Here is a 14,604-nt window from a genome sequence, read left to right as displayed (position 1 = left end):
TCGGTTTTTTTATGAAATGTTTGTATATATTAAGGCATTTTGAAACCTCTTTGATAATTTCTTCCGTAGTCATCCATATATTTTATTTGTGCTGTTCCGGAGAATTTATTCAATAAGTTTTCTACATCTTTCTGCGAATTTACTGGTTTGCCGTTGATTTCAGTAATAATGTAGCCATCTACAATACCTGCTTTGGCCATTTCGCTTCCTTCGACAACGTTCTTAGCTACAACTCCGCTATTCAAGCCGTAATATGATTTCGTTCTCTCGTCAATGCTTTGGAATTCGGCTCCGATTTTTTCAGTTACGGAAAGATCCGCTTTTGTTCTTGTAGAAGTTCCGCCTTGTTGATCTTTCAAAGTCACAGTAGTTGTGTTTTCTTTACCATTTCTTTGGTAAGTTACCTGTACTTTATCACCAGGACGTTTGCTTCCGATAGACATTGATAAATCTGCAAAATCAGTAATCGCTGTACCGTCGATTTTAGTAATAACGTCTCCCACTTTTAATCCTGCATCTTCTGCGCCGCTCTTATCCCCAAATCCTGTTACGTAAATTCCTGAACCTGATTTAATATTAGCTTTTTTCTGCTGATTGTAAGCCGCAACCTGCATATCATCAGATAAATCTAAAGACTGCACGCCAAGGAATCCTCTTTGTACAATACCGAACTTCTTGATATCTTCAACGATTTTTCTAGCCAAATTCGCAGGAACTGCAAATCCGTACCCTTGATAATATCCTGTTGTAGACTGGATCGCTGAGTTGATACCGATAAGATCTCCATTAGTATTTACCAAAGCTCCGCCAGAATTTCCCGGGTTAATTGCAGCATCCGTTTGAATAAAGCTTTCAATAGGGTTAGCTGCTTTTCCTTGTCCTCCTAAGATTCCGATACCTCTTCCTTTAGCAGAAATAATACCCGCTGTCACAGTAGAATTTAATCCAAGAGGGTTACCTACTGCAAGAACCCATTGTCCTACATCGATATTGTCAGAATTAGCAAAATTTAGATATGGCAATCCTTTTTCTTCGATTTTTAATAATGAAATGTCCGTATTCGGGTCAGTTCCTACTAATGTTGCGATATAAGATTTTTTATTGCTTAAAACTACTTCAAGTTTATTGGCACCTGCAACAACGTGATTATTCGAAATAATATATCCGTCAGGAGAAATAATTACACCAGAACCCATTCCTGAAGGCATGTTATCCGGAGCCTGCTGTTGAGGTTTCTGTCTTTGCTGCCCTCTTCCTCCGCCGAATGGATCTCCGAAGAAGAAATCAAACAAATCCTGCTCTGAAGCTCGGCTCGTAGCTCTGCTTTGATAATTTTTAATGGTTACAACTGCCGGGACTGTTGTTTTAGCAGCTTTCACAAAATCATCACCTACTGACGCAGAATTCATTCCTGCGAACGATACGTTGGAAGATTTTGTAAAATATGATTGGTCGCTATTGTTGGAATCATGATTGAAATATTGCAAAGCTCCAACGGTAGTAGCTCCTGACATAACGCCTACTACTGCAAATGGTAATAGTTTTTTTAAAGTACTCTTCATTGTATATCTTTCTTTGTTATTTATTATGTTTTCAATTTTCGTTTTACAGTAAACAAATTTAATGCTAAATAGGTATGCAATTAGTATGCAATGTTTCATTTTTAACTAAAATTTAACAGGAATTGTAATTATTTACACCTTATGTCATAATTGTTAAAATTCAAATTAACGAAGCTTAAAAAATTATTAAAATAATATGACAATTTGTAAGATTCATTAAGTTAAATCAAAATGAGTACCTGACAAAAGTTACAATATTATATTGATATTATTTGCTGTTTATCATTCGTGATATAAAATAATTTGTGGGATTTGATTTTATCAGATAAATATACTTAATTGAAAATTCTTATCTTTGCAAAAATATTTTTCTCACTTAAAACGTTTATAGCATGCAACTGTATAACACATTAAGCGCAGAAGAAAGAGCTCAACTTATTGATGAAGCCGGTAAGGAACGCCTTACATTGTCTTTCTATGCGTATGCCAAAATTGAAGATCCCAAAAAATTTCGCGATGATTTATTTATAGCCTGGAACGCACTTGATGCACTTGGCCGTATTTATGTTGCCCATGAAGGAATTAATGCTCAGATGAGTGTTCCTGCAGACCAATTTGAGGCTTTTCGTAATACGTTGGAGATGTATGACTTCATGAAAGGGATTCGTTTGAATGTAGCAGTTGAACAAGATAATCACTCTTTTTTAAAGTTAACCATAAAAGTTAGACATAAAATCGTTGCCGATGGATTGAATGACGAAACTTTTGATGTTACCAATAAAGGAATCCATTTGAAAGCTCAGGAATTTAATAATCTGCTTGAAGATCCGGATACTATTGTTGTTGATTTTAGAAATCATTATGAAAGTGAAGTGGGTCATTTTGAAGGTGCGATTACGCCTGATGTAGAAAACTTCAGAGAAAGTTTACCGATTATCAACGAGCAATTACAGAATTTTAAAGAAGATAAAAACCTGTTGATGTATTGCACAGGAGGAATCCGATGTGAAAAAGCCAGTGCCTATTTCAAACATCAGGGTTTTAAAAATGTGTACCAATTGGAAGGCGGAATTATTGAATATACGCGCCAGATAAAAGAAGAAGGAATAAAAAGTAAATTCATCGGTAAAAATTTTGTATTTGACCATCGGTTAGGAGAAAGAATTACAGACGATATTATTGCACAATGTCATCAATGTGGAAAGCCTTGTGACAATCATACGAATTGTGCTAATGATGCTTGTCATTTATTATTTATCCAATGTGATGATTGTAAAGCGACAATGGAAAACTGTTGTTCAACGGAATGTTTGGATACCATACATTTGCCTTGGGAAGAACAAGTTGCATTAAGAAAAGGATTGCAGGTTGGAAATAAAGTTTTCAGAAAAGGAAAATCTGATGTTTTGAAATTTAAAAAATCGGGAGATTTGCCAAATAAACCTTTGGCAAAAGCTGAAACGAAGGATATACGCCAGAAAATTAAAATTAAAAAAATTTTGATTGGAAAAGCAGAGCATTATTTCACAAAATCAAAAATTGCACAGTTTTTAATTGAAAACCAAGAGCTTTCGCTGGGTGACAAAGTATTGATTTCAGGGCCAACAACTGGGGAGCAAGAAATTACAATTACTGAAATTTATGCCAATGGAGGTCCTTGTGAAACGGCAAAAAAAGGAGATCAGATCACTTTTGAGCTTCCGTTCAGAGTTCGTTTATCTGATAAGTTGTATAAAATTTTACAAGCTGAAAACGTATAATAATTATGTTAAAAGCTGAGCTTAGAAAAAAATATATGCAAAAAAGAAAAGCCTTATCTTCTGATGAGGCTTTCTCGTTATCGGAAAAAATTTTTGAGAATTTTATTAATTATTTTAAACTAAAAGATGGCGACAAGGCACATATTTTTTTGCCTATTTTAGAACGAAATGAAATTAATACTCAATTATTCATCACCTATTTTTTAAAGCAAAATATGAGAGTTTTTGTGCCAAAAATAGTTGTGGATAAGTTAATTAATATTGAAATTTTTGAAAATATGGTTTTCGATACAAACCATTGGGGAATTCCTGAACCTGTTTCTAATGAAGATTCTGGGGAAAAAGATTTTAATTTTGTCATTACACCATTATTATACTGCGACGAGAAAGGCAATAGAGTAGGGTATGGAAAGGGATTTTATGACAGTTTCTTTCAAAGCATATCTTTAGAGTCAAAAAAAATAGGCGTAAATTATTTTAATCCTTCCGAAATTATCGATGATATCTGGGAAAATGATATTCCCCTAGATTATTTGGTGACACCGACAGATGTACTGTCTTTTTTCAAGGGTTTAGAATAAAAATCTAAGAAGTAGAATTTAAACTCATTGTTGACTTTTGGACTGGAAAGCAAAATATATTGTGCATTTTTCTCAAATGTTCCTAATGATTTTTTCTTGCTGTCGAAATATTCTACACTGAATTTTGCGAAATCCAGGGTGTCTTTTTTATAAAACTCTTTATACACCTCCAGGCTGTTTACTTTTACGCTTTTCGCTTTCAGACTGTCCATTTCTCTGAACAGGTTTTTGAAAGTCATAGAATCAGGTTTATGGAAATAACTTTCCATCTGAGAATAGATGACTGTATCGATTTCCGTATTCCGGTTCCCGGAAAGATAAAGTGTAGAAAGGTCTAAAAGTTCCTGTACTTTTTGTTTGGTAATGGAATTAATTGCCTGCATGCTGTCCATCTGTACCGCAGGATATGTTTTTGTATTGTTGCTGTTTCTAAGCTTGTCAAGATCGCTAACCTCAGGCTTTTTATTATTACAGGAAATAAAAGCTAGAAGTAAAATTATAAAGGTTAAAAGTTTATTGATTCTTTTCATCTGTGGTTGCAATTTTAAATTTGATAGATACTATTTTTCCTTTAATGTCTTTTTTCATTTCAATTACACTTAAATTTTTTAATGAGGTAGTGGGTGTTGTTACCAGTGTAATATATTTTTGTTTGTCTAATCTTTCTATTCCGTAGGTTTTGTTGTCATACACCTGGTAAATTACTGCATTGTTGCTGATTAAGTTTTCTAATTGATTTCTTTTTTGTTTGATAAGTGCTAATTGCTCTTCCTTCGGAGCTCCTGTTACGTCTTTTATTGAGAAATAATAAGCAGCCATTTTATAATCATCAGGTTTCAGCTCAATCATTTCTTCTTCAGGTGCATTCTCGAGACTTCGGTTTACTTCTAAATATTCGTAGAAAGGTGCACTGATTTGCATTTTTAAATTTTTATCCTTTGTTGAATAATAAAAACATTCACCAGGTTTTATTTTATAAAGAATAGGGGATTCATTTTCTTTAATAACTTTTATTTCTAAAGTATTAATTACACTGACACCCCTGTCTGCATCAGTAAAACAATATTTATATTTTTTTGAAAAAATTTCATCTTTGAAACCCAAAAGTCCTAACAAAACGACAAAAGCTGAAGTAATTGTTATCCAAGCAGTCTTCTGATAGTTTCTTTTTCGGGTTACGGATTGAATGTTCTGAAGCTTTTCAATAGAAACTGAATTTTGTTTAAGTTCCTGATTTTCAGTGTTTATTTTTTGTAAATTATTGTTTTCAGGAGTATTAGGCTCTGCTCTTTTAGATAAAATTTCATTTTCTGGGACGTTAGGTGAATTAGCTGTCAATTTTTCTAATTCTTTTAGATCTTCATCATTGAGAGGCTGATCATCCTGTAGTAATTCTCCTGCGAAAAGATGCTGTTTTTTGAATTCATACCAAGAGTCGTAACCTGCATAAATACTCAATAAATTGAGCATATCGATTCTTGGTAATTTTGTAACCGGTGAATTTTTGAAATAGGTATAAAAAGATTTTTCGCTAATGTTCCCTTTAGCTTTTTTTCGAAGATCTTCCTGGAAATAGATAATATCAATCCCCTTCCATTTTGAAATATCATCATAAGAAGGTGTGTATTCTTTTAAGTATTGAGCTTGCACCTCCTTTTTTAGTTGCTCAAAGTGTAATAAGTCTAAATCAGTCAAACTATTTTAAAATAATTAAATTATTGATTTTCAGTTATGTTTATTTGTAAAACTATTTTACAAAGGTATTACAATTATTTTTCCTAAACAAATTTTCTATCTGCTATACCTTTGTCTTGTTCAAATCAACGAACAGAAAATAATTTTATAAAACAATATTAACAAAATTAAATTTAATTTATTATGAAAAAGTCATTATTCGTAGCTGCTATCGCTGCAATCTCTTTAGTTGCTTGTAAAAAAACTGAAACTACTGAAGGTGCTAACGCTGCTGACTCTGCTGCTGTAGCTACTGCTGATTCTGCTGCTGTTGTAGCTGATTCTGCTGCTACTGTTGTTGATTCTGCTGCTTCTGCTACTGTAGATGCTGCTAAAGATGCTGCTGCTGCTACTACTGCTGCTGGTGCTGATGCTGCTAAAGCTACTGCTGGTGCTGCTGCTGACGCTGCTAAAGGAGCTGCTGATGCTGCTAAAGGAGCTGCTAAAGATGCTAAAGAAGCTGTAGACGCTGCTAAAAAATAATTAGTAACAATCTACTAAAAATAAAAGAACCGCTCACTTAGTGATGCGGTTTTTTTATTTTATATCTTTACATTTTTTAACTCTTCTGTCTTAATGCTTCATAGCATGTAATTGCCACGGCATTGCTAAGATTTAAAGAGTCTATACTTCCAGTCATTGGTATTAATGTGTTTTTTCCTTTTCCGTGCCAGAAATCGCTTAATCCTGAATGTTCCGTTCCGAATAAGACAGCAGATTTTTGCTTAAAATTTCTTTTAAAAATGTTTTCTGAACTTTCATCCATAATGGTTGTATAAATATTGAAGGTATTTTTATTCAAAAAATCCAGAACTTCTTCATTTTCTCCCTGAAAAACATCCATGCCAAAAAGACATCCTACGCTTGATCTGATAACATTCGGATTATAAAAGTCAGCTTTTGTATCTGTTACAATTAGAGCATCAATCCCGAAAGCTTCGCAGCTTCTTAAAATGGCGCCTAGATTTCCGGGTTTTTCAACACCCTCAACAATGATTATGGTTGAATTTTCTTTCGGCTTAAAATGATTAAGATTAGCTTCTTTTGTTTTGTAAACACCAATAATCCCTTCAGAACTTCCTCTGTAAGCTATTTTTTCGTAAACTTTATCGCTCACGTAATGGATTTTATTTGTCGGGAGGGTGCCTTTAAAAATATTCTCACAAATAAAAAATTCGACAGGTTCAAAATCATATTTCTGAGCTCTCTCGTTTTCCTGCTGACCTTCAACGACAAATACTTTAGATTTTTTACGAAATCTGTTGTCTGTAAGGAGTTTTGTGATGTTTTTTATTTTATCGTTTTGAAAACTTTCTATTAACATATCACAAAATTATGGAAAATTTATTTTTAAATAATTAATAAAAAACCTCAGAAACTAATCTGAGGCCTGTGAGTTTATTTTATTCTTCTGTCGTTTCAAAGCTAATTTGTGAATTATCAATCATACTTTGTGGTAAATCCTTTTTATTTTTGATTCCTAATGATTTCAGTTTCTGAGTTTGAATAACTAAATTGTCATTTCCTGTAGAAAGCTGTTTGTAAGCTTCGTTATATGTATTTTTAGCCTGATCTAAGTTTTTTCCTACCTTTTCCAAATTATCTACAAACCCTACAAATTTGTCATACAATTTAGCTCCCCTTTCTGCGATTTCCATTGAGTTTCTATTTTGGTATTCACGTTTCCAAAGATCAGCGATCAATTTTAAAGAAGTGATTAAATTGCTGGGATTTAATAATAAAACCCTTCTTTCGTATGCGTAATTCCAGAGGTTTTGATCAGCTTGCATTGCAGCAATATATGCAGGTTCGCTCGGAATAAACATCATTACGAAATCCAAAGATTTCCCATAATCATCATAAGCTTTTTGGCTTAGTTGCGTAATATGATTTTTTATTGAGCCTAAATGTTGATTGAGCTTCATCAGATAAACATCTTGGTCGGTTTCATCCACTAATTCCGTAAAAGCGGTCAAAGAAACTTTAGAATCAATGATTACATTTCTGTCATCCGGATATTTCACAACGGCATCTGGACGCATTTTTTTACCTGAAAATTCCGAAAACAGGGCTTTGTTGTCTTCATCGCGAAGTTCATGCTCAAGAAAATATTCTCTCCCTTTTACTAAACCTGATTTTTCAAGAATACTTTCAAGAATCATTTCACCCCAATTTCCCTGTGTTTTACTTTCGCCTTTCAATGCTCTTGTCAGCTTTTTTGCATCTTCTGAAATTTGCTGATTCAGTTCTGCTAATTCCTTTACCTTTTCAGCCAGAGAAAAACGTTCTTTATTTTCCTTTTCGTAGGCTTCATTGACACGATTCTTCAAATCGGTAATCTTTTCCTGAAAAGGCTCAAGGATATTTTTTAAATTATTTTGATTTAAAGTGGTGAATTTTTCAGTTTTTTCATCTAAAATCTTATTGGCCAGATTTTCAAACTGTAATTTTGATTCTTCCTGAATTTTAGTGATTTCTTCTTTTTGAGTTTCAAGAGATTTTTGCAGGCTCTCATTAATCGCCGAAAGCTCAGAATTTTTAGCGAAAATATGTTGTTTTTCAGCTAAAAGAGCTTCAATCTGAGAAGTTTGCTTTAGGTTTAGCTGTTTTTGTTCTGAAAACTGTGATTGTAAAGAAGAATGTTCTGCTGATATTCTGGCAAACTCATTTTTTAGGTCATTCAATGAATCTGTTTGTAGTAGATTGGTTTCTTTTTCTTTATTAATCGCCTGGCTGAGTTCCTGAATTTTAAGGTTGGAGTTTTCTAAATCAGAATTACTTTTAATGTGTAAATTATTTAATTCATCATAAGAAATTCTTGAAACCGTAGAAGATTTTTGCATAAAATATAAAATAACTGCTCCTAGAATTCCTCCAACGATAAATCCGATAATCAAATATGTCATTTCCATTTTTCAAAATTACAAAAAGTAAAATTCATTTTTATTATGGGAAACCGTAACATTATTTAGATTGTATAAAAAAAATCAGGTGGTTTTTGTAGATGTTAAAATCTCAATATTCTTGACAATATCACTGCTTTCACATTTTTTTAATTCTTTCGTCAGGGCAGGAGTAAGTATTTTTGGATTTAAAATTTGTGAAGCAACTTTTGCGGCAGCATAATCTACAATTCCTATGACTGATTCTTTTAGAAAATTAGGAGTGTTTGAAGCAATAACTGCTGTTGCCCAAGAGGTGTCTCTTGCTTTTGAAATAGCAAAATCTAAGATTGCATTATCTTTTCCGTTAGAAATTTTATCAATCAAATCGACAGGATAGCAGATTTGGTTTAAAGAATCCTGTACTTTTTGGTTAATAGAAGAGATGATGTTGTTAATGTTTTCAAAATCCTTTTTCAACGGATTGATTTTTCTGTAGGGCATCACTGATGCGGCAGAAATTCCCAGATCTAAATTGATATGAGCATTTATTCCTAAAAAGATATGCTGTAAAATCAGAAGATCTTTGTTTTTTGTTGCTTCGAAAGTCAGATACCAGGAATTTGTACATTTCAGACCTTTTGAATAAGAATCCCAGGCTTCAAGATAGCGGGTTGCAAAAGCGATATCAAGCTGAGTCATTCTTGAATTGTCCTCAAATTTTTTCTGCTGAATTCCTTTGAGAACCTGAGCGGTCATAATTCTGTAAGTACAGGCGAAATATCCGAGTGGGCTTTTATTTTCTTTAGCCCAGATGATAATTTCGTCTAGCTTTTTTAGGACTTCTTCTATGGTTTTCATGGTTGTTTATTTTATATAAATCTAATTATTTATTTAATTAAAGTATATAAAAAGAAAAAAATATAAACAGTTTAAAAGGGTAGCCGTAAAAGTTGCAATAAAAACAGCTAAATTATCTCTTGTTTTATTAGTGAAGAATCTAAATAACAAAACAATTAATTATATACATAGGCACTAATAGAAAGAAATTAAAGACTATTAGAGAGTTGATAGCTATAAGAAGGAATAATATAACTATAGTACTTACAATTGAGGCAACAATTGCTCCAGCAAAACTGCTTATTATAGTATTAGAATCTATTTTTAAGTTTTCGGTTCTATAATGAATATCTTTGTATTTTACATCTACCAGAGTTTCCATTTCTTTATGAGGTATTATGTCTGAGCTTAGCAATAAAAGACATTCTTGTTTTGAAAATTTATTAAAATAATGCTGATGAATTTCACGAATAATTCTGTTACGTTCATTCAATACCAATTTTTGATTTTCAATTTTATTAATAAAATCATCGATTGAGCCTCTTTGTGAGATTTCTTGTAAAAGCTCTTCGCTCGGTTTTCCTTGGTAATCAATCTGGTTGTTATAAGACTCAATTAAGTCCTTTTCGGAAAATTTGCTGTAGAAGCTCATGATTAAGGATTTTCTTTTGAAATCTCTTTATGATGTTCCAAATACATTGGCAATGCTGCTGAGCCGTACCAAGGGAAAATCTCATATCCGAAAACTCCGGCTTTTACAGCAGGATCTGTTTTTACCCATTTTTCGACTTCTTCTTTAGATCTGGTATCGAAAATAAACATTCCCCGAAAGTTTTGTTTGTTTTGTTCGAAAAACGGGCCGGCAACTACAATTTTACCTTCATCCGCCAATCTCTGAATATTGCTCATGTGCCCTTTCATTAATTCTCCCATTTTAGCTTTATCTTCCATTTTTGTAGTTCCGGTTGTCAACATTACAACAATGTAGGGTTTCATTCCGTATTGGTCGGCTCCTAGTTTTGTAGCTAATTCCTGATTAAATTTTGTAGCTTCTTTTTGCTCCTGAGCAAACGAAAATATGGCTACGAAAAGAGAGAATATCAAAATAAATTTTTGTTTCATTGTATTAATCTTTTATTCTTAAAAATTCTTTTGCGAGCTCTATCATTTTAGGATCTCCTGTGTATTTTCCATGTTCGTCTGAAAGTTTTACGGTAGGAATCCATTCTTTGTTGGAAGCTTGCACCCCGATTAATTTCATGACAATATTCATTGGTTTTAAACCAACGTCATTTGTAAGGTTTGTTCCGATTCCGAACGAAATTCCGATTTTTCCGCTGCAGTAATTGGTGATTTCTTCCACTTTCTCAAGGTTTAGAGCGTCAGAAAAAATAATGTATTTAAATAAGGGATTGATTCCGTTGTTTACATAGTGTGCAATTGTTTTATCTGCAAACTCAAGAGGATCACCGCTATCATGACGAACTCCATCAAAAAGCTTAGCAAATTTTTTGTCAAATTGCTGGAAAAAAACGTCAGTGGTATAAGTATCTGAAAGAGCAACTCCCAAATCTCCTCTATACACGTCAACCCAATGCTCAAGGGCTAGTTCGTTGGCCATTTTGAAACCGTATTCTGCCGCATGGAACATAAACCATTCGTGAGCATGTGTTCCGATAGGTTTTACACCATATTTCATGGCGAAATGTACGTTTGAACTTCCTATGAATGTAGATTCTTTCTTCTGGGTTAAAGCTTCCATAACCAAATTCTGAACCTTATAAGAGTGTCTTCTTCTTGTCCCGAATTCCGCGAAATTAACGCCCAGCTTTTTTAACGAATCTGCTTTTTCCAGAGTTTTGCTGATTACAATTTCATTAGAATCTCTTTCCATGTGATTCATTTCGTAATGAAGCTCGCTGATCAAAGCCAATAATGGCACTTCCCAAAGAATAGTTCTGTACCAAAGCCCTTCTACAATAACACAGAGATCGCTTCCTGTTTGTATGATTTTTACCTCTGATGGATCATAGTGATAGCCTTCAAGGAAATCTAAATAAGGCAAATCAATATAAGGGCAAGTTCTTGCCATAAATTTTTTTTCGTCTTTAGTTAATTTAAGTTCAGCCATTTTATTAACAGCTTCTCTTAAAGCAACATCAAAACCTTCTGGAAATTGATGTTTTCCTCTATTGATAAATTCATATTTTACTATTGAGCCGGGGAATAATTTTACCACTGCATTTTGCATGGTAATTTTATAAAAATCATTATCTAGAATGGAGTTTAATCGTACGTCGTGCATAATTGTGTAATTTTAACGCAAATTTACAAATTAAAAATAAAAATCGCCTAAATGTAAGACGATTTTTATAATATTTCAATGATATTTTTCTAATTACTTTCCAAGATAAGAGTTGTACATCCAAACTTCTTTCTCCTGTTCTGTGATATAATCGCTCATTTGAGAATTTGTACCTTCATCCCCGGCTTTATCTGTAATGTCTAAAAGCTCTCTCTGTAAATCAATAACAACTTTAAAAGAATTAAGAATAATTTCCACGCTTTTAGTTCCGTCAGTTACTTCCTGGCTTTCTTTAATAGTTGCAACTTTCAGATAATCTGAATAGTTATGTGCCGGAGTTGCTCCTAAAGTTAAAATTCTTTCAGCAATTTCATCAATTTTTAATACTAAACTGTTGTAAAGTTCTTCGAACTTTGGATGAAGTGTAAAAAACTGATCACCTTTAATATTCCAATGTGAACCTCTTGTATTTTGGTAAAATATAGAATAATTGGCTAAAAGGATATTTAATTTTTCTGAAATGTTTTTGCAATCGGCTTCTTTCAAACCGATAATATTCGCATTTTTCATAAGTTTATTTTTTTATAGCATAAAGGTAAGAAATATCGTGCCGAATTGCTTTAAAAGGTGATAGATGATAACTATATAAGGATTTTTAAAAATAATTTGAAGAAGTTTCCCTAATATTGCGGATGATATGAAAAGTTTACTTATAACTCTAGGGCTGTTTTTAGGAATTTGCTTTATCTATATAATGATAATGTTATCCAGAACAGAGAATTTTTTTACCTACATATTAGATGACGCCTATATTCATTTGGCAATTGCTAAGAATTTTGCATTGCACAAGGTTTGGGGAATGACTCAATATCGTTTTTCATCCTCATCTTCATCTCCGATGTTTACATTTATTTTAAGCGTTTTGATTCGTATTTTCGGAAACAATGAGCTGATTCCGTTGATCTTTAATATGATATGTTCTGTTTTTTGTGTTTACTTTTTAAATAAATACTATTCTCAATATTTGAGTAAGAGCAGGAATGTGGTAATTGCTACTCTTTTTACTCTTTTTTTTGCGGTCATTCAATTGCAGATTATGTCCGGAATGGAACATGTTTTACAAGTTATGGTAATTATTGTCAATATTTTCTTTTTCCAAAAATGGATTAAGCAAGATTTTAAAGATTCAAATGCGGCATATTGGTTCTATTTTACGATAGCTTTACTAGGACTTATAAGATTTGAAAGTATGTTTTACTTTGTGGCATTTGCTCTCTTGTTTATATGTCTTAAAAGATTTAAACATGCTTTGCTAGTTATTTTGTTTGGTTTTATTCCTATTTTAATATTTGGATATTTTAATTACCGGGAAGTTGGGTATTTTTTTCCTAATTCGGTGGTAGTAAAAGGAACTTCTATTGACTTTTCCGGAAATTATGTATCACAAATTGTCCATCTTTTATCAAAAATATTTTTGAATGTAACTTTCTATAAGGTAGGATTATTCCCTTTGCTTATGGTTGCTGTTTTTACTTTTAGAGATTATAAGAGAAAGCTTTCTTTTAAACAAATAATAGAAAATAACTTTCTTCTGTATATTTGTGCTATAACATTGCTATTACATGGAATATTTGGAAACTTTAGAGGGTTTTTCAGATATGAAGCCTATCTGATGGTAGGATTTGCAATGGTATTTATTCCAAAATTACAATCCTTTTTTGCTAATCCGATTGGATATTTTAAAAGCGATTGGGCTATGGCTGTTTTGATTCTTGGAAATATAGTACTGATGTTGTACAAATCGGGTTATGGGCATAAAATGATCGTAAGTGGAAGTGATGATATCTATGAACAGCAAGTGCAATCCGGAAAATTTTTAAGTAAATATTATAACACTTCAAAAGTCGTAGCAAATGATATTGGGGCTATTTGTTATTTTTCAGATATTCATCTTCTTGATTTTGCAGGTTTGGCATCGGTTGAAACAATTCCATATAATGAAAAAGAAAAAGAATTTGATCAGAATTTCGAAAATTTCCTTACAAAATATAGTATTGAGAATAAATATGAATTAGCCATTGTGTATGAAGAATGGTTAATGGGATATGTTCCTAAGAATTGGAAAAAAGTTGCGGAACTAAAGATTGATAATACAATAACTGTTGCCAAAGATCATGTGATTATTTATTCAATTGACTCAAAAATTCATAAACAATTAAAAGAAAATATAAAAAATTTTAACTGGAATAAACACGTTAAGGTGACAATTTTTGATTAGCCGGGAAAAGTTTAGACATGATAATAGGGTATAAAGAACGGCTTCGGGGTTTCGTTCTTAAAAACTTTAACTGGAATAAAAATGTGAAAATTAAAATTGTCGAATAGTGCTGGGCTTCATAACGTTGTCCTGATATTAATAAAATTTTAATAAAAAATATTATTTCTGTATAACTACTTGTAGATTAAAAAATTATTACTATTTTTGCACCCTAAAATAAAAAGCAATTAAATGCCTACTATTCAACAATTAGTAAGAAAAGGAAGAGCCACGCTTGCCAAGAAGAGCAAATCGGCTGCCCTTGATTCTTGTCCACAAAGACGTGGTGTATGTACGAGAGTATATACTACTACACCGAAGAAACCTAACTCTGCACTTAGAAAAGTAGCAAGGGTAAGACTTTCTAACGGTAAAGAAGTGAATGCCTATATCCCGGGCGAAGGACATAATCTTCAAGAGCACTCGATAGTATTGGTTAGAGGCGGAAGGGTGAAAGACCTACCGGGAGTACGTTACCACATCGTAAGAGGTGCATTAGACACAGCTGGTGTAAATGGAAGAACTCAGAGAAGATCTAAGTACGGAGCTAAGAGACCTAAACCAGGGCAGGCAGCTGCTGCTCCTGCAAAAGGAAAGAAAAAATAATCATTAAATAAGGTACA

The 14,604-nt window shown here is 32.7% G+C and carries 15 protein-coding genes; 5 read left to right on the top strand and 10 right to left on the bottom strand.

All coding sequences use genetic code 11. From position 1 onward, the window contains the following. Nucleotides 1-29: 29 nt before the first annotated feature. Nucleotides 30-1,562, bottom strand: coding sequence for a trypsin-like peptidase domain-containing protein (locus ACM39_RS10055; protein WP_048510897.1), 1,533 nt, complete (start codon nt 1,560-1,562; stop codon nt 30-32). A gap of 392 nt (nt 1,563-1,954) precedes the next feature. On the opposite strand from ACM39_RS10055, the gene ACM39_RS10050 reads away from it, so the two are divergent. Both ACM39_RS10050 and ACM39_RS10045 read left to right on the top strand, forming a co-directional pair. After that, nucleotides 1,955-3,322 carry a rhodanese-related sulfurtransferase gene (locus tag ACM39_RS10050; RefSeq protein WP_048510896.1) on the top strand — a complete coding sequence of 456 codons (1,368 nt, stop codon included), beginning with the start codon at nt 1,955-1,957 and terminating at the stop codon, nt 3,320-3,322. Nucleotides 3,323-3,357: 35 nt separating this feature from the next. Next, nucleotides 3,358-3,903, top strand: coding sequence for a 5-formyltetrahydrofolate cyclo-ligase (locus ACM39_RS10045; RefSeq protein ID WP_262483798.1), 546 nt, complete (start codon nt 3,358-3,360; stop codon nt 3,901-3,903). Here ACM39_RS10045 and ACM39_RS10040 read toward each other — a convergent pair. Both ACM39_RS10040 and ACM39_RS10035 read right to left on the bottom strand, forming a co-directional pair. Then, nucleotides 3,852-4,433, bottom strand: coding sequence for a hypothetical protein (locus ACM39_RS10040; protein ID WP_048510894.1), 582 nt, complete (start codon nt 4,431-4,433; stop codon nt 3,852-3,854). The genes ACM39_RS10045 and ACM39_RS10040 overlap by 52 nt on opposite strands. After that, nucleotides 4,417-5,598 carry a hypothetical protein gene (locus ACM39_RS10035; protein WP_048510893.1) on the bottom strand — a complete coding sequence of 394 codons (1,182 nt, stop codon included), beginning with the start codon at nt 5,596-5,598 and terminating at the stop codon, nt 4,417-4,419. The genes ACM39_RS10040 and ACM39_RS10035 overlap by 17 nt, the downstream gene beginning before the upstream one ends. A gap of 183 nt (nt 5,599-5,781) precedes the next feature. Here ACM39_RS10035 and ACM39_RS10030 point away from each other — a divergent pair, with 183 nt between their 5' ends. Beyond that, nucleotides 5,782-6,120 (top strand): hypothetical protein, encoded by a 339-nt coding sequence (locus tag ACM39_RS10030; protein ID WP_048510892.1) that lies wholly within the window; start codon nt 5,782-5,784, stop codon nt 6,118-6,120. Nucleotides 6,121-6,196: 76 nt separating this feature from the next. On the opposite strand, the gene ACM39_RS10025 is transcribed toward ACM39_RS10030, so the two are convergent. The 7 genes from ACM39_RS10025 to ACM39_RS09995 all read right to left on the bottom strand — a co-directional run bounded on the left by ACM39_RS10025 (nt 6,197) and on the right by ACM39_RS09995 (nt 12,234). Beyond that, nucleotides 6,197-6,961 carry a TrmH family RNA methyltransferase gene (locus ACM39_RS10025; RefSeq protein WP_048510891.1) on the bottom strand — a complete coding sequence of 255 codons (765 nt, stop codon included), beginning with the start codon at nt 6,959-6,961 and terminating at the stop codon, nt 6,197-6,199. A gap of 79 nt (nt 6,962-7,040) precedes the next feature. Continuing rightward, complete coding sequence (gene rmuC, locus ACM39_RS10020; protein ID WP_410470247.1) at nt 7,041-8,549, bottom strand: DNA recombination protein RmuC; 1,509 nt, start codon at nt 8,547-8,549, stop codon at nt 7,041-7,043. Nucleotides 8,550-8,624: 75 nt separating this feature from the next. Beyond that, nucleotides 8,625-9,380, bottom strand: a complete 756-nt coding sequence (locus ACM39_RS10015; protein WP_048510890.1) for a DUF5995 family protein — start codon at nt 9,378-9,380, stop codon at nt 8,625-8,627. 139 nt (nt 9,381-9,519) lie between these two features. Then, on the bottom strand, nt 9,520-10,011 hold the full coding sequence (locus tag ACM39_RS10010; RefSeq protein ID WP_048510889.1) for a hypothetical protein: 492 nt from the start codon (nt 10,009-10,011) through the stop codon (nt 9,520-9,522). Nucleotides 10,012-10,013: 2 nt separating this feature from the next. Further along, nucleotides 10,014-10,481 (bottom strand): YciI family protein, encoded by a 468-nt coding sequence (locus tag ACM39_RS10005; protein ID WP_048510888.1) that lies wholly within the window; start codon nt 10,479-10,481, stop codon nt 10,014-10,016. A gap of 4 nt (nt 10,482-10,485) precedes the next feature. Beyond that, entirely contained in the window at nt 10,486-11,664 is a 1,179-nt protein-coding gene (gene pncB, locus ACM39_RS10000) for a nicotinate phosphoribosyltransferase (protein ID WP_048510887.1), read from the bottom strand. A gap of 93 nt (nt 11,665-11,757) precedes the next feature. Then, entirely contained in the window at nt 11,758-12,234 is a 477-nt protein-coding gene (locus ACM39_RS09995) for a Dps family protein (RefSeq protein WP_048510886.1), read from the bottom strand. A gap of 526 nt (nt 12,235-12,760) precedes the next feature. On the opposite strand from ACM39_RS09995, the gene ACM39_RS09990 reads away from it, so the two are divergent. Together ACM39_RS09990 and rpsL are read left to right on the top strand one after the other, a co-directional pair. After that, nucleotides 12,761-13,942, top strand: a complete 1,182-nt coding sequence (locus tag ACM39_RS09990) for a hypothetical protein (protein WP_410470246.1) — start codon at nt 12,761-12,763, stop codon at nt 13,940-13,942. 231 nt (nt 13,943-14,173) lie between these two features. Continuing rightward, the gene (gene rpsL / locus ACM39_RS09985) at nt 14,174-14,587 is read left to right on the top strand and encodes a 30S ribosomal protein S12 (RefSeq protein WP_002983146.1); all 414 of its coding nucleotides are present in this window, start codon (nt 14,174-14,176) and stop codon (nt 14,585-14,587) included. The last annotated feature ends 17 nt before the right edge of the window (nt 14,588-14,604 follow it).

Source organism: Chryseobacterium sp. FH2 (assembly GCF_001045455.1).
In the GTDB taxonomy this organism is placed as follows: Bacteria; Bacteroidota; Bacteroidia; order Flavobacteriales; family Weeksellaceae; genus Chryseobacterium.
The sequence above is the reverse complement of the archived record's forward strand: the minus strand, read 5'-3'. Positions and strand labels throughout refer to the sequence as shown.